This is a genomic window from Paenibacillus macerans, assembly GCF_050565405.1.
GTDB lineage: Bacteria > Bacillota > Bacilli > Paenibacillales > Paenibacillaceae > Fontibacillus > Fontibacillus macerans_B.
Map to the genome: position 1 here is coordinate 12554 of NZ_JBNYYG010000028.1, position 19120 is coordinate 31673.

General features: G+C 54.3%; 16 protein-coding genes. All 16 read right to left on the minus strand.

Annotation, left to right across the window (positions count from 1 at the left end; genetic code table 11):
• Positions 1-230: 230 nt before the first annotated feature.
• Positions 231-1274 (minus strand): 3-deoxy-7-phosphoheptulonate synthase, encoded by a 1044-nt coding sequence (gene aroF, locus ACQ4N8_RS16810; RefSeq protein ID WP_430705506.1) that lies wholly within the window; start codon positions 1272-1274, stop codon positions 231-233.
• Positions 1275-1641: 367 nt separating this feature from the next.
• Entirely contained in the window at positions 1642-2337 is a 696-nt protein-coding gene (locus tag ACQ4N8_RS16815; RefSeq protein ID WP_430705507.1) for a CAP domain-containing protein, read from the minus strand.
• Positions 2338-2565: 228 nt separating this feature from the next.
• Positions 2566-3525 (minus strand): 4-hydroxy-3-methylbut-2-enyl diphosphate reductase, encoded by a 960-nt coding sequence (locus ACQ4N8_RS16820; protein WP_430705508.1) that lies wholly within the window; start codon positions 3523-3525, stop codon positions 2566-2568.
• 250 nt (positions 3526-3775) lie between these two features.
• Entirely contained in the window at positions 3776-5233 is a 1458-nt protein-coding gene (locus tag ACQ4N8_RS16825; protein WP_430705509.1) for a sensor histidine kinase, read from the minus strand.
• Position 5234: 1 nt separating this feature from the next.
• A complete protein-coding gene (locus ACQ4N8_RS16830; RefSeq protein WP_430705510.1) occupies positions 5235-5924 on the minus strand; it encodes a response regulator transcription factor in 690 nt (229 codons plus the stop codon).
• A gap of 151 nt (positions 5925-6075) precedes the next feature.
• Positions 6076-7683: a S1C family serine protease gene (locus ACQ4N8_RS16835; protein WP_430705511.1), complete on the minus strand. Its 1608-nt coding sequence runs from the start codon at positions 7681-7683 to the stop codon at positions 6076-6078.
• A gap of 171 nt (positions 7684-7854) precedes the next feature.
• The gene (locus ACQ4N8_RS16840; protein ID WP_430705512.1) at positions 7855-8511 is read right to left on the minus strand and encodes a response regulator; all 657 of its coding nucleotides are present in this window, start codon (positions 8509-8511) and stop codon (positions 7855-7857) included.
• A complete protein-coding gene (locus ACQ4N8_RS16845; protein WP_430705513.1) occupies positions 8508-9551 on the minus strand; it encodes a histidine kinase in 1044 nt (347 codons plus the stop codon). The genes ACQ4N8_RS16840 and ACQ4N8_RS16845 overlap by 4 nt, the downstream gene beginning before the upstream one ends.
• A 5-nt stretch (positions 9552-9556) precedes the next feature.
• Positions 9557-10492 carry a cell wall-active antibiotics response protein LiaF gene (liaF, locus tag ACQ4N8_RS16850; protein ID WP_430705514.1) on the minus strand — a complete coding sequence of 312 codons (936 nt, stop codon included), beginning with the start codon at positions 10490-10492 and terminating at the stop codon, positions 9557-9559.
• 176 nt (positions 10493-10668) lie between these two features.
• A complete protein-coding gene (locus tag ACQ4N8_RS16855) occupies positions 10669-10818 on the minus strand; it encodes a hypothetical protein (RefSeq protein WP_430705515.1) in 150 nt (49 codons plus the stop codon).
• Between the two features lie 131 nt (positions 10819-10949).
• Positions 10950-11642: a 3D domain-containing protein gene (locus tag ACQ4N8_RS16860; RefSeq protein WP_430705516.1), complete on the minus strand. Its 693-nt coding sequence runs from the start codon at positions 11640-11642 to the stop codon at positions 10950-10952.
• A gap of 221 nt (positions 11643-11863) precedes the next feature.
• Entirely contained in the window at positions 11864-13801 is a 1938-nt protein-coding gene (thrS, locus tag ACQ4N8_RS16865) for a threonine--tRNA ligase (RefSeq protein ID WP_430705517.1), read from the minus strand.
• 633 nt (positions 13802-14434) lie between these two features.
• A complete protein-coding gene (locus ACQ4N8_RS16870) occupies positions 14435-15346 on the minus strand; it encodes a putative sporulation protein YtxC (RefSeq protein ID WP_430705518.1) in 912 nt (303 codons plus the stop codon).
• 114 nt (positions 15347-15460) lie between these two features.
• On the minus strand, positions 15461-16597 hold the full coding sequence (gene mqnC / locus ACQ4N8_RS16875) for a cyclic dehypoxanthinyl futalosine synthase (protein WP_430705519.1): 1137 nt from the start codon (positions 16595-16597) through the stop codon (positions 15461-15463).
• Positions 16598-16767: 170 nt separating this feature from the next.
• Positions 16768-17931 (minus strand): trans-sulfuration enzyme family protein, encoded by a 1164-nt coding sequence (locus tag ACQ4N8_RS16880; protein WP_430705520.1) that lies wholly within the window; start codon positions 17929-17931, stop codon positions 16768-16770.
• Positions 17928-19118 (minus strand): PLP-dependent transferase, encoded by a 1191-nt coding sequence (locus ACQ4N8_RS16885; RefSeq protein ID WP_430705521.1) that lies wholly within the window; start codon positions 19116-19118, stop codon positions 17928-17930. Before ACQ4N8_RS16885 ends, ACQ4N8_RS16880 begins: the two co-directional genes overlap by 4 nt.
• Positions 19119-19120 lie beyond the last annotated feature (2 nt).

Sequence of the window (19120 nt, forward strand, 5' to 3'; positions counted from 1 at the left end):
TCTTGTTATTGCGATTAACGTTCATCCTTTAGTATTTATTATGTCGTCATTATAGGACTTTGGAGGTCGAGTCGTCAATACTTATGTAAGGTATTTTTATATCTGATGTAAGGTATTATTACACTGAGTACAAATTAATCGACAAAAAGTGTAAAAGCCCACTCCTCGCATGGCGAGTGGGCTCCAAGGTTTTTGCGGGTCCTAAAAGCGCCGCTAAAACTCTCGTTTTCTTACACCTGAAGTGCGGCTTTCGGGGTATCGAAACGTTTGCCGACGAGCGGAGCCAGTTTCTCCAAATCTTGCAGCAGAGCGGCGAATTGGTCGGGGAACAGAGACTGCACGCCGTCGCCGGTCATCGAGTTGTCCGGATCGGTATGCATCTCGATGATCAGCCCGTCGGCTCCGGCCGCAACGGAGGCTTTCGTCATCGGTTCGACCAGCTCGCGGCGGCCCGTGCCATGGCTAGGGTCCGAAATGACCGGCAAATGGCTCAGGCTTTGCAGCACCGGAATTGCCGACAAATCCAGCGTATTCCGCGTGTACGTTTCAAACGTGCGGATCCCGCGCTCGCACAGCATGACGTTCGGGTTGCCGCCGGCCAGAATGTACTCCGCCGCGTTCAGGAATTCGTCATAGGTGGCGCTGAAGCCGCGTTTCAGCAGCACTGGTTTGTTGCAGGTGCCGAGCTTGCGCAGCAGATCGAAATTCTGCATATTGCGCGTCCCGACCTGCAAAATATCGGCGTATTCAGCGCAGACATCCACATATTCCGGCGTCATCACTTCCGTAATCGTCAACAGGCCGTGCTTCTTGCCTGCCTCCGCCATCATGATAAGCCCTTCCACGCCGATCCCCTGAAAGCTGTACGGACCGGTGCGCGGCTTAAACGCGCCGCCGCGCAGCACCTGGCCGCCGGCCGCCTTTACCAATCGGGCGATCTCGTCGATTTGCTCCGGCGATTCCACCGCGCACGGTCCGCCCATGACGACCAGTTCGCCGCCGCCGATGGTTACGTCTCCGATCGATATAATCGTATTCTCCGGATGAAAATCCCGGCTGGCCAATTTGTATGATTTTGAAATTTTGATGACATTCTCTACATCTTTCATCTGGCGGAGGTGCTCAGCAAGCTTCGGTTCGATCAAGCCGATCAACCCGATCACGGTACGGTCTTTTCCGCGGGACACATGGGTTTGCAGTCCTTCCTTCTCGATCACGGCGATAATTTCCTGTACGCGCTCCTCAGGGGTTTGGTTTGAAGTAATAACGATCATGAATTCTTCATCCTTTCTGTAAAAAAACACTTGATTCACGGGCTAAAAACCAATATTCTAACGTACATGCACTATTTCACTTGAACGCTTGTGTGCTTTTAAGCTTTTATCCACTAAAGCAACTATAGCCGATTATGCCTTTTCCGTCAACCCCAAAGAACACAGGCAAGCGCGGAATATTACAGCGCCTCGGGAACCTTTTTGTCTTCGATACTATCCTTACTCAGATAATCTTAAATAAGTGAACACACGTACCGGCCGGCTGCAGGGGTTTTGTGCGAAAAATCGTACCAAACTCTCTTTAGTGATGAATATGTATAAAAAACCGGAGAGTAGAGCTCTCCGGTCTTTCGCTGAAGATCATCGCTTATCTGCCTACAAATTCCTGCGCCCAGTAGCCGTTGTAATAACCGACGCCGATCAGGTTGTAGTTGGCGTTCAAAATATTGGCCCGGTGGCCTTCGCTGTTCATCCAAGCATTCACGACCTCGGCCGGCGTTTTTTGCCCCATGGCGATGTTCTCGCCGGCATAGCTGTATTTGATGCCGAACTTGGTCATCATGTCAAACGGCGAACCGTATGTTGGGGAAGTATGGCTGAAGTAATTGTTTTGGCTCATATCCTGCGCTTTGGCCAAGGCCATGTTGTTCAGCGCGGCATCGCCGGTCACCGGCTTCAAGCCCTGCTTCGCCCGCTCCTGGTTCACCAGCGTGATCACCTGAGTGGCAAACTGCGACTTGTCTGTCGTCGTGCCGCTTTGCGTATTGCCGGTTTGCGTCGTGCCTTGCGTCGTGCCTTGCGTCGTACCGGTTTGCGCCTTGCCGCCGGTTGAGCCTTGGCTGCCGCTTTGTACCGGTTGCGGTTTATAGTACTGGCTCCAAGGGATCGAATAGTAGTAGTTTGTCCAATTGTTAGCGCCATAAGTTGTATAGGTTGTATAATTTCTGTAGGTTGTCGTCGTATACGAAGCCGCCGAAGCCGAAGCCGGCAGAATTACCGCTGCCGCCAGCATCGCCGTCAAACCGCCGGTTACCAAACGTTTCAATCGAGTTGATTTTTTCATTCTGTCATCTCCTTAGTCGTAGTCTACGCCAGTTACATTTTTGTAACTTTTTCTATAAGGAGTATAACATGAATCGCCTCAAGATGGACCCCGCAAATGTTGGTAATCGGCTTAAAACGTTGATAGGACGCGGCTTTGAGGACGTAGAACAGGTTAAAAAAAAGTAACAGGAACCGCAAGCCTAGCGGTTCCTGTTCTATGAATCCGTAACGATATGAACGCGAAACTTTAGTCTTCCTTGTTTTTCGCTCCGACCTTAACCGGCGGCAGCAGCTTTTGCATATTTACCGTGCGCACGATTTCCCAGGTTGCCGGATCCTCCGGAACATATTGCTCCAGGTAATGGATGATTTCCTTCGTAATCGGCGTCGGCGTGGAGGCGCCCGAAGTCACCGCCACTTTGGCGATGCCGTTCAGCCATTCCCGCTTCAGCTCCGTGATGTCGGCGATCCGGTATGCCTTCACTCCGGCGATCTCCTCCGAAACTTGGGCCAGCCGGTTCGAGTTGTTGCTGCGGGGATCGCCGACGACGATGACCAAATCCGCTTGGCTCGCCTGTTCGGCCACGGCCTGCTGGCGCAATTGGGTCGCCAGGCAGATCTCGTTGTGCACCTCGGCCCCCGGATATTTCTCCAGCAGCTTTTTCATAATATGCTTAATGTCCCATTGGCTCATCGTGGTCTGGTTCGTGATTACGATTTTATCGGCCGTCAGGTTCAGGTCTTCGATTTCCTCTTCCTTCTCGATCAAATGTACCTTGCCTGGAGCAACGCCAACGGCCCCTTCCGGCTCGGGATGGCCTTTTTTGCCGATATAAATGACTTCGTATCCATCTACGACCTTCTCTTCGATCAGCACATGGGTTTTCGTCACGTCCGGACAGGTGGCGTCCACGGTCGTCAATCCCTTGTCGCGGGCCAGCTTGCGGACCTCAGGCGAAACCCCGTGGGCGGTAAAAATCACCGTCCCGCTCTCGACCTGGCTCAAAATATCCAAACGGTTCGGCCCATCCAGCGTAATGATTCCTTCGTCCTCGAACGAATTCGTGACATGGCTGTTGTGCACAATCATGCCGAGTATATAAATCGGCCGCGGCAGATCGAGGTTTTTGGCCGCTTGCCGGGCCAGCACCATCGCATCCACGACACCGTAGCAATAACCGCGCGGCGAAATTTTGATGACTTCCATGATTTCTCATCCCTGCTTTCTCGTCCCCCAGATTTCCTGACGGAGGGGAGCTACTATTAGTAAAAGTTCAAAAAGTCAGGTTTTCAGCACCAAGAAGGTTGGATGAAGCTAGGGCCTGAGTAGCGGAGCGTAGTTGGAGACTACGTGAGCATCGGAAGGCCCGGCTGAATTCAAGATTCGATGTCGAATTCACATCTTAAGATGCTTCGTGATTAAAAGATGACTTTTTGAACAACAACTCTATTATAGCTTATTCGGGCAGGGCGTTAAAGACAGCCGGGAGCCAGATGATAAAGGTCGTACCCTCGCCCCGTTTGGTCAATACTTCCACGGAGCCGTCATGCTCGTCTATAATCCATTTGGCGATGGATAAGCCCAGCCCCGTTCCTTGAATGACCCCGCGGGACGGATCGGCCCTATAAAAGCGCTCGAAAATATGCGGAACCTCGCTGCGGTCCATGCCGATTCCCGTATCGGCGATACGGATGCCGATTTGGCTGCCGGCGCGGGCGGCATCGATCGTCACGCTTCCCTCTTCCGTATACTTAAACGCATTTTCAATGAAAATAAACAGCATCTGCTGCAAATAATCCTTGCTGCCCGCCACCGATACGCCATCAAGCGCATTCAAATCGCCTTGAAGCCACTCCGCCTTCCGCGGCAAGAACTGGGCCCGGCGGATCACTTCCTCCACGACGGGCTGAAGCGGGATCCATTCCTTGCTCAGGGTTTGCCCCGCATCGGCCCGGGCCAAAGACAGCATATCGTTGACTAGCCGGCTCATGCGCTCGGATTCGGCGGCGATGTCGCTGACCGCCTCCAAGGAAAAATTACGCACCCGTTCTTCCTCGATGGCCTCGCGTTTTTCCGTATCGGGATTCCACATCTTCTTCAGCAAATCGACGTTGCCGCGAATCGTGGTGAGCGGCGTCCGAAGCTCATGGGAAGCGTCCGACACGAAGCGGCGCTGCGTGGAATAGGCCTCGTCAAGCTCTCTGTAGAAGCCCTCGGTCCGTTCCAGCATGTGGTTGACGGTGCCGATCAGCCGCCCGATTTCGTCGTTGGGCCCGTCGTAGTCGATCCGCACGCTAAGATCGTTGCCCGTCTGTATCCCATTTGCCGCCTCGATGATTTTACCTATGGGCGCCATCGATTTGCGGGCGAGGAATAGCCCGAGCGAGCTGGCGATAATGATCGTAAACAGCGAACCGAACAGCAGCACGGTTTGCATCTGCTTCATCAGCCGGTCCTCGGCGTTGGTATCCGCGGCCAACTGCAGCAGGCCGATGATCGTGTTTTGCAACACAAGGGGCCTTTCATATAAAATATAAGAATTTCCGTTGATCGTAACGGTTTGAAACTTACCGTTTTTTCCGATATCTTGAATATCCGGTACGGGGAACTTGATATCACGATCCAGGAGACCGGGGGAGCGCCGAATAATCCCCTTTACGTAGTTATTGAGCTGCCAAAATATCCGCGCGTCCTCCAAACGGATGATCTGGTCGGGTTCAAGCTGCATATCCCACCCCTGCGTGAGGGTGATGTTTTGCGTACTGAGAATTTGCTCCGCCTGCTCCACGACCCGCTTCTTCACTTCCTGATACGTGTTGTACCGGACTAAAGCGTATAATGACGCGCTAAACAAAATGAGCGTTACGGCCAAAATCCCGGTATACCATGCTGTCAGCCGGAGCCGGATCGACATATTATGCGTCCCCTCTCAGGATATAACCGGCTCCGCGGATCGTCTGGATGATGCGTTTGCCGCCGTGTTCCTCCGTTTTTTGCCGCAGCATGGCGATGTAAACCTCGAGAACGTTGGATTCCCCGCTGTAATCGTAGCCCCAGATCTTATCCATGATCAGATCCCGGGTCAGCAGCCGTTTCGGATTTTGCATAAATAGATGAAGCAGCTCGAATTCCTTGGCGGTCAATTCCAGGCGCTGCCCGCCCCGAACCACCTCGCGCGAATCCAAATCCATCACGATATCCTCAAAAATCAGCCGCTGGCTGCCCGCTTCCCCGGACGGCTCCTTCCGGCGCAGCAAAGCCCTAACCCGGGCCAGCAGCTCCTCAAGAGCAAACGGCTTGACGAGATAATCGTCCGCCCCCAGGTCCAGCCCCTTGACCCGGTTCTCGACCTCGTCCTTGGCGGTCAGCATCAGCACCGGGACGGTGCTCCCGCCCTCGCGCAGGCGCCGGCATACCTCAAAGCCGTCGATCTTCGGCATCATAACGTCCAGGATGATCAAATCCGGATCGGCGCTCAGCATCATGGACAAGCCCTCCGCCCCGTTATTTGCCGTAAATACGTCGTAGCCTTCAAACGCCAGGCCGCGCCGAAGCATCGACGTGATTTTCTCGTCGTCATCTATCACTAAAATTCCCGATCTCACCGAAAAATCGCTCCTTCTCGAGTTTCTATGCCAATATCCGTTAATCCCATTGTACCAAAAGCACCCGCAATGCCGCATCCGGGTACAAAAAAGGCGGCAGGCTGTAGTCCCTGCCGCCTCTACCGCCTTTCGGCCGGCAAATCAGCGTTTGTTACTGCACGTTGGTAAATTCGTTTTTGTCGCCGATCGTGACTTGCAGCTCGATGTTTTTGCCGTCGCGTACGACGTTCAGCGTCACTTTCGTGCCTACTTGCTGCTTCTGAATGTACTCGATCAGTTTTTCCTTGGTCGCGAATTTGGAGCCGTTCGCCCCGGTAATGATATCGTAAGGACGGAGATCGGCATTATAGGCCGGCGACTTGAAGACGATATCGGTCACGATCGACCCTTCCTTCACATCCGTTTCCATTTGCTTGGCGACCTCTTCGGTCATCGTCATCAGCGTGGCGCCGATAAACGGTACCGGTTTCTGCGGAATTTTCTCGTTGTTTTTCAATTTATCGAGCACTTCGGAAATCGTGCTAGTCGGGATCGCAAACCCGATCCCTTGCGAGTCGGAGCTAACGGCCACATTAATGCCGATGACTTCGCCGTTCAGGTTGAGCAGCGGTCCGCCGGAGTTGCCGGGATTGATCGATGCGTCGGTTTGCAGCAAATGTTCGTATTGGCGGTCTTTTTCGCCGTTCTCGCCGGCGATCGTGATGTCGCGTTCTTTCGCGCTCAGCACCCCGGCCGTTACCGTATGGTCAAAGCCCTGCGGATTGCCGATCGCGACCAGCCATTCGCCGACCTGCGTGTTGTCGGAATTGCCAAGCGGAATCGACGGGAAGTTGCTGTCGCCATCGATTTTCAGGACGGCCAGGTCAAGCTCGTAGCTTTTGCCCAGCACCTTCGCTTCATATGGTTTTTCCGTACCTTGAACCGTTACCTGTACGACGTCCGCATTGTGAACCACGTGTTCGTTGGTCAAAATATAACCGGTTTTGTCGAAGATAAACCCGGAGCCAATCCCTGTCGGCACGAGTTGGCCCGAACCGGAAGAGGAACCGCCGTTGCCTTCGTTCCCGGAACCAAACGCGTCGTCACCGAAGAAATACCGGTAGAACGGGTCGCTGCTGTACGGGTTGGATCCGCTTTGTTGCTTGCTGGAATCCGTCAAGGTTTCGATTTTCACCACGGCCGGCCCCGCCTGATTGACGACATTGGTCACGTCGCCGTCATCCGTTACGGGATATACCGCCGTCGTCGCTTTACCGGTAGATTCGGCGCCGTTGTCCGACGAGCCGCCCGATGCAGGCGCTGACGTGGCCGCGGCTTGATCCGGCGTAAACAGATTCTCGCGGTCCGCGAAGAACATCGCCCCGGTGACGATCAGCATACCGGCTAACACGCCGGCCAAAACCGAACGGAACGAGGAGCGCTTCGGCGGTTTGCTGTACTGCCAGTTGCCCCCGCTTTTCACGGCCGGCGCGTTGCGGCCATCGCCGTTATTGCCGCCGGCCGGTTCCGCCGTGTTCCGGATCAGGTCGTAAGCCGAAGGAATCGGCTTGATCGGTTGCGGTCTGGTGATTTCCACCTCTTCGGGCTGATTGCGTTCGTGGGAAGCCCCCGGATTCGATTCCTCGTTTGGTTTGCCGTAGGATTGGAACGGTCCGTAAGAGTAATAATATGAAGAGCCGGACTCCGGAGATTCCTCACGTTTAGGTTCGTTGTCGTCTTCCCCAAAATATTGGCCTGGTTTGTTTTTGTGATCGTCCATTATGGGTCTGCCTCCTTCCCCTGCGTTCTTCAGGGGTCACTTGTTTTCTTGTTTTCATTGTGTACCAGAAACCTTAAACGTACATTAAAAACAATTAAAAAGGAGATAAAAGCTAGAATTGTAGAGGAGACGCGGCATGCAGGCGATTCGGCGACAGTTTGGAAGACGCTCCTACGAACGCGCCACCCAGCCTTGACGATGCGCGTAAATCGCCAGCTGCGTCCGGTCCTCCAGCTCGCATTTCATCAGCAGATTGCTCACATGCGTTTTGACTGTTTTGATGCTGATATGCAGTTCTTCGGCAATGTCCTTGTTGCTTTTGCCCTCGGCGATCAGCAGCAGCACTTCCTTCTCCCGCTCGGTCATCCCCGAATCGTCGCCCTGCACCGTGCGTTGGCGGAGTCCGCGGGTCAATGCCTGGGCCACGTCGCCGGTCATGACCGGCATGCCGCGATAAGCCCCTTGCAGCGCATAGATGAGTTCTTCCGCCGACACCGTTTTCAGCACATAGCTGACCGCCCCCGCCTCAACCGCCTGCACGACGAGATCATCCTCCAGAAAGCTGGTCAAAATTACGATCTTGATCCCCGGGAAACGGCTGAGTACTTCCTTGGTCGCTTCCGCCCCGTTCATGACCGGCATCATCAGGTCCATCAGTATGATATCCGGCATCCCCTCCGGCAGGCCTTGCCCCAATAAATCCACCGCCGCTTGGCCGTCTCCGGCTTCGGCAATGACCTCAAATCCCGGATCCAGCATTAAATACGTTTTGAGCCCCATTCGCACCATGTCATGATCATCGACGATCATCACCTTGATTTTGCTCATTCGCGGCTTCCCCCTTTACCATCCTCGAATTTCGGAATATGCACCCGAATCGTCGTGCCTGCGCCCGGCTTGCTGATGATCTCCGCGTTGCCGCCCAGCTTTTCGGCACGTTCCTTCATCGTCGTCAGGCCGTACGAGCCCTGTTTCTGATACGTGCTGCTGAAGCCCTGGCCATCATCGCTAATGCTGAGAACCACTTGGCGCGAGCCCTCCCGCAACGATAAACTGACCATGTTCGCGCCCGCATGCTTCACGATATTTGCCATCGCTTCCTGGATAATCAGAAACAGCTGATGCTCCTTAGCTTCCGACATATCGCCCTGAATATCCATGTCTTTGATGCCCTTGAGGCCGTTTTGCCGGCAGTAGTCCGGGAACCATTGGTCCAACGCTTCCGCCAGCGATTTGCCCACCAGCTCCATCGGACGCAGTTGGGCGATCAGCGCCCTCATTTGCTTTTGCGCCGTGTTCGACATTTGGATCAACTGGTTCAGGACGGTTTCCGCCTGGGCTTCATTTTTCTCCAACACCTTGGGCAAGGAAGAGGCCGCCATATGTATGGCAAACAGTTGCTGGCTGACGGTATCGTGGAGGTCGCGGGCGAGGCGCCTTCTTTCCTCCAGCACCGCTTTTTCCGCCGCCTGCTCTTTTTCCACGACTTCCTGCTCGCCAAGCTGCTGCAAGAGCTGCATTTTTTTCTCCATCGTATCCGTCATGTTATTGAATTCCTGATAAACCCCGTTAAAGGTCTGATCCACCGTATCCGGCATCCGCACGGATAAATTCCCTTTGGCCACCTGCAGCATGTTCAAGTGGAGATGATCGATTTTGCCTTGAATCCGCCGTCCGGCGATATAGCCGATAATGAGCGCCAAAACGACGATGCCCGCCATATCGTAAATCCACACCCAAGGATCGTTAACCACGATAACCCCGGTGTTGGTTCCGATATAGAAGGCAACCGCCGTCAAACTACCGGTGAGCAGAAAATAACATAACAGCTCCCATTTCGTATTTTTCAATATCCGCTGCACAATCATCTCGTTTATCCCACCATATTGACTTTGACGTCACCGATAAACACGCTGACGATAAGCTTGATTCGTTTGCTAGCCTCGCCGTAATACGGAGATTCGGCCGATACGCTGCTCATGAATCCACCCTGCTTCTCCGTCAGCACCTTCAAATCGCCGATAAAAGCGCTGGAAGAGGCCACAATGCCGATATCCATATCGTCGGGTATAAACACCTTGACGTCGCCTATGAACGACGATACGTTGATTTTCGTCTCGCCGTAAGGGATTTGCGCCTTCGTCAGGTCGATGATCGTATCGCCGATAAAATGCGAGATATTCATCGGTTTCAATTGGAAATAATCCTGCCCCATATGAACATCGCCGATAAAACCGGATTTCTCAATGACCGAGCCGCGGTCCCCCGGTACGCCCCCATGGTGGAAATGACCGTATTTCGGATGCTCCTGGCGAGGTTTCTCCTGCTTTGGCTCCTGTTTCTTCTCCATGGAACCGAAAATCGAATCCAGCGGAGATTCCATTTCCGGATGGAACGTCGGCGGCGGCGGCGGATCCAGCGGCGGTGTTGGCGGCGGAAAATCCGCATGCCGGTGGCGCCGATGGGGATCGCGCGGCTTAAACAGGACGTACAACCCGCCGATGATCAGCATCAATGGAAGAAAATACCGGAAGAAATCGCCCGGATCCAGCGATACGAAGCCCATATTCCGGGCCAGGAAATACCCGCCGACCAGGATCAAAATGACGCTTCCGATAAAGTTTCCTCCCCGCCAGTTGCCGTTGCTGAGATTAACCAGGCCCCCAAGTATCAAAAATACGGGCCAATACGTCGCGAACATTTCGCCGATGCTGATATCGGTCATGCCCATCTGGTTCAACAGGAAAATAACCCCGATCCCGATCAGCACCATTCCGCCAATAAATCTTCCAAAAAAGCCGTTTCTCATGTTGATTTACCTCCAATGGACTGCCTCTTTACTAATGCCAGTTTACCTGAAGCAAGAGCCGATGAACAGCGCCGCAGGATGGAAAGCTCGATCGGTCCCGGGACCGAGCCACAACCCAAAATATGTAAAAAAAGAAAGAGCATCCGCTTGGGACGCTCTCCGATTTTACTTTATGACTATTGTTGTTTGCCTACAGGAGTCGTTGCATTGCGGGAAGCTTTAGCTTTTTGTGCAACGGTTGCAGTGCTTTCCTCAGCAAATTCCTCGTTGAACTTCTCGTTTGGCGTTTTGTAACCAGGAGAAGCTGCTTTCTTTTGATTTGCCATGAACTTTCACCTCCCTCTCGCATACGCCGCGAACTCGTGTATCGCCGGCGTTTTCCGCGGTCTTCTCTCGATGACCACATAGCTTATTATGCGAACCGGACAGGTGAATTATTCGAAAGATGAACCGATTGTCAAATCGCTTTGTCCCAGAGATTTTCGGGAATTTCCTTGCTGACTTCCATCACTTTGCCAAGCTCCCGCAGCATCGCTTCGGTCAGCTTGCCGTCCCCTTTGCGAACCACCTGAACCTCGACTTCCTTCTTGCCCCATTCCTTATAGACCTGTTTGGTGGTGTCGAAATATAGGTCGATTTTGTGGCCGCGAATAGCCGAGCCTTTATCGGCGACGACCCCGTAACCGTATCCCGGAATATAGAGAATGGTGCCGATCGGGAAAACTTTCAAATCTGCGGCGATCGTCGAAACGGTGTTTTTGTCCCGTCGGACCTTGACACCCGAGTACGTGATGCCGTACTGCGGATGGTTTGGCTTCTTCCCGGTGGATTCATAGCCGGCCGTATATCCGGTGGCGAGCACCTTGACCGTTTCCATCGCTTTTTTCTTGCGTTCAGGCTGGGCCTGTTTATGTTCCGGGATCATCATCACCCGCTGATTGCGTTGCCGCGCAGCCCTTTCAGCCTGCTGCTGTTGAATATGATTTTGCTCCAGCCATTCCGAGAAATTCCGGTACTGCCGATTCGCTTGCATCGTTTGTATATTCGGATTTATGCCATGGGCCGGCAAATCCGCAGCCATCGTAAAAACCAGTAATCCGGCAAGCAAAAACCGCTTACCGATTTTTTGCCACAAAATAATTTGGCGCATGAGAAAACCTCCCCCTTATCCGAAGGTTTTCCACATGCGCCCATTTTTATACGCTAGAGGTAGTCAAAAAGTCAGCTTTTGATCAACGATGCTTACGCAAGGGAGCCATCTCGACGTCGAATCTTAAATTCAGCCGGGCCTTCCGCTGCTCAGTCCCTAGCTTCATCCAACCTTCTCGGTGCTGAAAAGCCAACTTTTTGACCTCTATTTTAACTATATCTCTATATCACGTGATTGCGGATGTCGTTTTGCAGCTCGGCGATCACTTCGTCCACCGGTTTAGCGCCAAGGTCGCCTTCGCCGCGTTTACGGACGGAGACAGTGCCGCTGCTTTGCTCGCTTTCGCCGACGACAAACATGTAAGGCAGCTTCTCAAGCTGAGCTTCGCGAATCTTGTAGCCGAGCTTCTCGTTGCGCAAGTCGCTTTCAGCACGGATGCCGGCAGCACGCATCTTGTCTTCCACCTGGCGCGCATACGCGTCGAAGTTGCCGGATACCGGGATGACCTTCGCTTGTACCGGGGACAACCACAATGGCAGGTTGCCGGCGAAGTTCTCCAGCAGAAAGGCGGTGAACCGTTCCATTGTGCCGAGAATACCGCGGTGCAGGACAACCGGGCGGTGTTTGGCTCCGTCATCGCCGACGTATTCGAGCTCAAAACGTTCCGGAAGCAGGAAGTCGATTTGCACGGTCGACAACGTTTCTTCCTTGCCCAGCGCCGTTTTGATCTGCACGTCGAGCTTCGGTCCGTAGAATGCAGCTTCGCCTTCGGCCTCGAAGAACGGCAGGCCCGCTTCTTCCACAACCTCGCGGAGCATCCGCTGCGCCGCATTCCACATCTCGTCGTTTTGGAAGTACTTCTCCGTATCCTGCGGGTCGCGGTAGGATAGGCGGAACCGGTATTCATGGATGCCGAAGTCGTTGTAGACCTGTTTGATCAGATCAAGCACGCGCGTAAATTCATCTTTGATTTGATCCAAACGGCAGAAGATGTGAGCGTCGTTCAGCGTCATGGAGCGTACGCGATGCAGGCCGGTCAAAGCGCCGGACATTTCGTAACGATGCTGCATGCCCAGCTCGGCGATACGGATCGGCAGATCCCGGTAGCTGCGCATGTCGCTCTTGTATACCATCATATGATGCGGGCAGTTCATCGGGCGAAGCACGAATTCCTCGGTATCGATGGCCATTTTCGGGAACATGTCTTCCTGATAATGCTCCCAGTGTCCGGACGTTTTATACAAGTCCACGTTTCCGAGTACCGGGGTATATACATGCTGGTAGCCCAGCCGTTCTTCGATGTCGACGATGTAGCGTTCCAGCGTACGGCGGACGGTTGCCCCTTTCGGCAGCCAGATCGGCAAGCCTTGTCCCACCAAATTGTTGAACGTAAAAATGTTCAGTTCTTTGCCCAGCTTGCGGTGGTCGCGCTTCTTCGCTTCCTCCAGCAGGTGCAGGTGTTCGTCCAGCTCCGCTTTCTTCATGAACGCGGTGCCGTAAATGCGCTGCAGCATTTTGTTGTCGCTGTTGCCGCGCCAGTACGCGCCGGCTACGCTCAGCAGCTTGAATACTTTGATTTTGCCGGTCGAAGGCACGTGCGGCCCGCGGCACAGGTCGAAAAATTCGCCTTGATCATATATCGAAATGACGCTGTCCTCCGGCAGGTCGCGGATCAACTCCAGCTTATACGGATCGCCCAGTTCCGTAAAGATCGCCGCCGCTTCTTCGCGGCTTACCTCCCGGCGGGTAATCGGCAGGTTTTCGCCGATGATGCGCTCCATTTCTTTTTCGATTTTTTGCAGGTCCTCCGGATTGAGCGGATGCTCCAGATCCATGTCGTAGTAGAACCCGTCTTCGATGACCGGACCGATCCCCAGCTTCACTTCCTTGTTGCCGAACAGGCGTTTTACCGCCTGCGCCATCAGATGGGCGCTGCTGTGCCGCATGATTTCCAGGCCGTCCCGGGAATCCCCCGTAATGATTTCCACTTTGGCGCCGTCTACCAGCTTTGCATTCAAATCGACGGCCACGCCGTTAATTTTCCCGGCCAGCGCATTTTTGCGCAGCCCGCTGCTGATCGAAGCCGCCACATCCTCCAAACTGCTGCCTTCCCCATACTCCCGAACCGAACCGTCCGGCAAGAAAATAGATACTGCCACCTTTTTTCCTCCCTAGAAAATTTTGTTTGGTCACCGGAAGCGGACAAAACAAAAAACGCCCGTCCCGGAAAGGGACGAGCGTAATATACCCGTGGTTCCACCCTCATTCGGCCATCCCGCCGCACGTAGGCTGCTCAACGGATATGACCCTTAATTCGGCATTGGGTAACGGCAATGAACCGGCATTCCTTAATACGCAAGGGTTCGGGAATGCAGCTACAAAGGGGTAAACCAAAATCGAAACCGAAGGGAATTCCAGCCAAGTTCCCTCTCTCTGAGCTGCTCTGCACTCTGGTTCATGTCTTTGTCGACGCTATTTAGAGGTTATTCAAAAAATCATCTTTTGATCACGAAGCAACCCATGAAGCAGATTCGACATCGAATCTTGAATTCAGCCGGGCCTTCTGTTGCTCACGTAGGCTCACCTACGCTCCGCTACTCAGTCCCTAACTTCATTCAACCTTCTTGGTGCTGAAAAGCTGACTTTTTGAATTTTCACTTAAAGTGAAGATTAAACTTGAAAGTTATTATAATGCTAACTTCCCGGATCGTCAAGAAACGGGGGAAATCCCAAGTCGAGACTTGGGGGAAACGCCCGAATGCGAAGGGAGCCCTGCATCCGTCCGATACCGGTTACGTCCCCTGGTCAAGACGCCGGTACTCCTGATGAAACAGCTTGCAATGCGGGCAAAGCAGACATAGCTCCACCCGTTCCCCGAAAATGCGCGAGATCGTCGTGATGACCTGCGCGTCGGGATCCTGGGTATGAATCAGAATGCGGTCCGGCGAAAGGGAAATCAAGGTGCTGACGATAACGTCTTCCATCTCCATTTCCTGATCGGCGATCCGCGCCACCACGCCGCCGGGAGCCGGTGCGTGAATCGTCGTAAACTTCTCGTTCAGGATCGCGAATTCATGCCCTTGTTTATGCATCAAATGAACCAACGGCGTTAACGGCTCCTGGAAATAGACGAAATACTGCAACAGCCCGATGAATTCCTCATACTGCTTGTCAAGCAAATACTCGTCGATGGCGAAATCGATAATTTCGCGAAGCTTGGCTTCGTATTCCTTCAGGCGAAAAACGGCGAATCCGTCCAAATGAAGAATAGGTGATTGGCGCAAATAAGAGCGTATCGCCTCCTGAACCAACGCTTTTCGTTGTTCCTCGGCCCTCCCGCCTTCTTCTTCGTCTTCGGCCAACATCCTGTTCACCAGTTGATTTACGTTTTGCATTTCTTCCTGCGAGGCGAAGCTGTATTCCCGATTCATGATGCGGGTCACAAACTCCTCCTCTTTGACGTCCATAATATATTCGGTTAAGCCCCGCGCTAAAAGGTCGAGCAGTTGTTCTCGGGTTTCTTGATCGCCTGCCGTTTCCGCCCGGCGGCCGACGACGGCCTCCAGCCCCCCGTCAAGAGTAGCGCCGTAACTCAGCTCTACATTGCAGGTATGTAAACGACCTACGGTTTCACGTAAATATGCTTTAAACAGTTCCTCCGACTCGGCGGAACCGATATTGACGCGTATTGTAAAAAAATCCATGAACCTGGCCCCCTTCCGCTTCCTTCTCCAAGTATATGGCGGGAAGGAAACGGATATACGGAAACGGTTCATGGAATGAAAGGCAGCTTTTCCATAAAGCCGCCAGCGGATTTGTTAATTTTGCATAATAAAATCGCGTTCGATCGTGCTCTTCTCGTCGAACATGCGCAAAATTTCGTATTTCGTATTGCGTTGAGCCGGGATTTTGCCCGCTTCGCGGATGATCGACAGAATCGACTCGATATTGACCTTATAGGTTGCTCCGGCGGAAGATACTACGTTCTCCTCGATCATGGTGCTGCCGAAATCGTTGCAGCCGTATTGCAGCGACAGCTTGCCGACTTCCGGTCCCATCGTCACCCAGGAAGACTGGAGGTTTTTGATGTTATCCAACACGATCCGGCTGATCGCCACCGTCTTCAGGTACGATTCCGGCGTTTGCCTTTCGGCTTTCAGATTCGTATTGTCCGGCTGGAACGTCCAGGGAATGAAGGCGAGGAACCCTTCCGAAGAGTAGCCGTTCTGGATGCATTCGTCCTGCGCTTCGCGGACGCGCAGCAAATGCAGGGCCCGTTCTTCCATCGACTCGCCGAATCCGATGACCATCGTGGCGGTCGTGTTCATGCCGATTTTGTGCGCGGTCTGCATCACGTCCATCCAGTCCCTCCAGGAGCCCTTCAAACGGCTGATTTTGCGGCGCGTCCGATCGTCGAGAATTTCCGCTCCGCCTCCGGGCAGCGAATCAAGACCAGCGGCATGGATTTCGTGGATCACTTCCTCCAATGAAAGTCCATCCGAAACTTCCTTCATCTTCATGATTTCGGCCGGGGAGAACGAATGCATCGTGATGTCCGGGAACCGCTCTTTGATCGCTTTGAGTAGGTTCGTATAATAGCTGAAAGGCAAATTCGGATTCGTCCCGCCCTGCATCAAAATTTCCGTGCCGCCCACGTCGATCGTTTCCTGGATTTTCTGAAAAATCGCTTCATCCGGGAGCACATACCCTTCCTCGGAGCCGGGACGGCGGTAAAAGGCGCAAAACCGGCAATAAACATCGCAAATGTTCGTGTAGTTTACGTTGCGTCCGATCACGAACGTCGTAATCGGTTCCGGGTGTTTGCGTTCCATCAGGATATTGGCCGTATGCCCCATTTTCTCCACTTCGTCGGATTCGAACAGCCGGATCGTATCCTCCAGCTCCAGGCGTCCGCCCTGCAGCGCCTTGTCTAATATATCGTCGATTGCAGTCATGTTCACTGCCTCCTTAAAACTATGAATGGGAACCGTAATTCCTGTAAAATTTAAGATGATAATTCAATCGTAACACAATCATGGGCAGAAAAACAGACGGGATCGTCCATTGGCAGCGTCGGATACAACAAAGGAGCCACCTCTGTGGCTCCTATAATATTTGGCTTGTATCAGCTGTTGCGCAGCGCCTCGTCCAAATCGGCGATCAAATCGCCGATGTCTTCAAGGCCCACGGAGAAACGCAGCAGGCCGTCGGTAATGCCCCGCTCTGCGCGGACCTCCTGCGGCATCGAAGCGTGCGACATCATCGCCGGGTAGGAGAGGATGCTCTCGACGGCGCCCAGGCTGACCGCAACGAGCGGCAGCTTCACCAGGTTCAGCAGCCGCTTCGCCCGTTCGCCCGAGCCTACGTCGAAGGAGACGACCGCGCCGTAGCCGGTCGATTGCTTCTCCTGCACCTCGCGGCCGGGATGATCCGGCAGGCCAGGGTAGAATACCGCGTCGATGTCGCTGCGGCTGCTTAACCAATCGGCCAGCTTGCGGGCGCTGACCTCGCTGTGCGCCATCCGCGCGCCCAGCGTTTTCATGCCGCGCATAAGCAGCCACGAATCCTGCGCGCCGAGGACGGTGCCCAGCCCGTTCTGCACGTATTTCAGCTGGCGGGCCAGCTCATCGGTACGGGCAACCGCCAGCCCCGCCAGCACGTCGCTATGCCCGCCGAGGAACTTGGTCGCGCTGTGCAGGACGATGTCGGTGCCCAGTTCGATCGGGCGCTGGTAGTACGGCGTCATGAACGTGTTGTCCACGATGCTAAGCAACCCATGCTCGCGCGCCCAGGCGGAAATATCCGCGATATCGGTGATTTTCAGCGTCGGATTGGAAGGCGTCTCCATATATACGGCTTTCGTATTGGCTTTAAGCGCCGCCTTCACCTGCTCCGGCCGCGTCATGTCGACGAACGTCGCCTCGATGTTCATCCGGCTCAAAATGGTCGTCAATAGTCGGTATGTACCGCCGTACACGTCCTCGGTCACGATGATATGGTCGCCGGCCGACAGCAGCATAAACGTGGTCGAGATCGCCGCCATGCCGCTGGCGAACGCAAACCCCTGCACGCCGCCTTCCAGAACGGCGATATAATCCTCCAGCGCCTGCCGGGTCGGATTGCCGGAGCGGCTGTAATCATGCAGCGGCGGATTGAAAATATCGTGATGGTGGAACGTCGACGCCTGATAAATCGGTACGCTGGACGCGCCCGTCGCGGCGTCCACCTCGTTGCCGAAATGAATCAGTTTCGTTTCGAATTGGTTCTCCCGGTTGTCCTGCGTGCTCATATGCCTTGTCCTCCTTCAATTTCCCGCCGGGCCGATTCGAGCGCGCCGTTCAAATCGGCGATCAAATCGTCCACGTGTTCGATGCCGACGGAGAAACGCAGCAGCCGATCGTCCACGCCGACCGCTTCGCGGATTTCCGCCGGAATGTCGGCATGCGTCTGCACCGCCGGATAAGTCATCAGCGACTCCACGCCGCCCAGGCTCTCCGCAAAGGCGATCAGCTTGAGATGGCGCAGCACCGGCTCCACATAACGGGCATCCGTTACTTTAAACGAGAAAATCCCCGTGTTGCCGCTCGATTGTCGGTTTTGCGTGGCGTAGCCCGGATGATCCTCCAGCCCCGGATAAAACACCTCCGCCACCTGCGGGTGGGTTTGCAAATATCGGGCGATCGCCGTCGCGTTGCTTTGGTGCCGCTCCATCCGCAGCGCCAGCGTCTTCATGCCGCGCATCAGCTGGTAGGAATCGCTTGGGCTCAGCACCGCCCCGATCGAGTTATGCAAAATCCCGATCTCCCGGGACAGCTCCTCCCCTTTGGTGACGATGAGCCCTGCCAACACGTCGTTGTGTCCGCCCAAATATTTGGTGGCGCTGTGCACGACGATATCCGCCCCCAGCTCCAGCGGCCGCTGAAAATACGGCGTCAGCAGCGTATTATCCACGATCGTCAGCAATCCGTGCGTACGCGCCCAGGCCGATACCGCCTCGATATCGGTCACCATCATCAGCGGGTTGGTCGGCGTTTCGATAAACACCGCCTTTGTGTTGGGCTTCCGCACGCTTTCCAGCGCGTCGAGATCGTTCGTATCCACATAGGAGGCCGTCACGCCGAATTTGGACATGATCCGCTCCAGCAGGCGGTAGGTCCCTCCGTACAGGTCCAGCGAAACGACGAGATGGTCCCCCTGCGAAAACAGCGTAAACACCGTTTGCAGCGCGGCCATCCCGGAGCTGCAGGCAAACCCGGCGTCGCCGGATTCCAAAGCCGCCGCCGCATCTTCCAGCACCTTGCGGGTGGGGCTTTTCGTGCGGGCATAATCAAATCCCGTGCTTTGTCCGAGGCGCGGATGACGAAACGCCGTTGCCTGATAAATCGGATAGTTCACCGCTCCGGTGACCGGCTCCTCGATCGAACCGATTTGCGCCAAAATGCTCTCGATGCGCCATTCTTTTCTATGCTCCCCCACCT

Coding starts and splice junctions, on each gene's coding strand:
- aroF (WP_430705506.1), bottom strand. CDS start 1,274: ATGATCGTTATTACTTCAAACCAAACCCCTGAGGAGCGCGTACAGGAA.
- ACQ4N8_RS16815 (WP_430705507.1), bottom strand. CDS start 2,337: ATGAAAAAATCAACTCGATTGAAACGTTTGGTAACCGGCGGTTTGACG.
- ACQ4N8_RS16820 (WP_430705508.1), bottom strand. CDS start 3,525: ATGGAAGTCATCAAAATTTCGCCGCGCGGTTATTGCTACGGTGTCGTG.
- ACQ4N8_RS16825 (WP_430705509.1), bottom strand. CDS start 5,233: ATGTCGATCCGGCTCCGGCTGACAGCATGGTATACCGGGATTTTGGCC.
- ACQ4N8_RS16835 (WP_430705511.1), bottom strand. CDS start 7,683: ATGGACGATCACAAAAACAAACCAGGCCAATATTTTGGGGAAGACGAC.
- ACQ4N8_RS16840 (WP_430705512.1), bottom strand. CDS start 8,511: ATGAGCAAAATCAAGGTGATGATCGTCGATGATCATGACATGGTGCGA.
- ACQ4N8_RS16845 (WP_430705513.1), bottom strand. CDS start 9,551: ATGATTGTGCAGCGGATATTGAAAAATACGAAATGGGAGCTGTTATGT.
- liaF (WP_430705514.1), bottom strand. CDS start 10,492: ATGAGAAACGGCTTTTTTGGAAGATTTATTGGCGGAATGGTGCTGATC.
- ACQ4N8_RS16855 (WP_430705515.1), bottom strand. CDS start 10,818: ATGGCAAATCAAAAGAAAGCAGCTTCTCCTGGTTACAAAACGCCAAAC.
- ACQ4N8_RS16860 (WP_430705516.1), bottom strand. CDS start 11,642: ATGCGCCAAATTATTTTGTGGCAAAAAATCGGTAAGCGGTTTTTGCTT.
- ACQ4N8_RS16870 (WP_430705518.1), bottom strand. CDS start 15,346: ATGGATTTTTTTACAATACGCGTCAATATCGGTTCCGCCGAGTCGGAG.
- mqnC (WP_430705519.1), bottom strand. CDS start 16,597: ATGACTGCAATCGACGATATATTAGACAAGGCGCTGCAGGGCGGACGC.
- ACQ4N8_RS16880 (WP_430705520.1), bottom strand. CDS start 17,931: ATGAGCACGCAGGACAACCGGGAGAACCAATTCGAAACGAAACTGATT.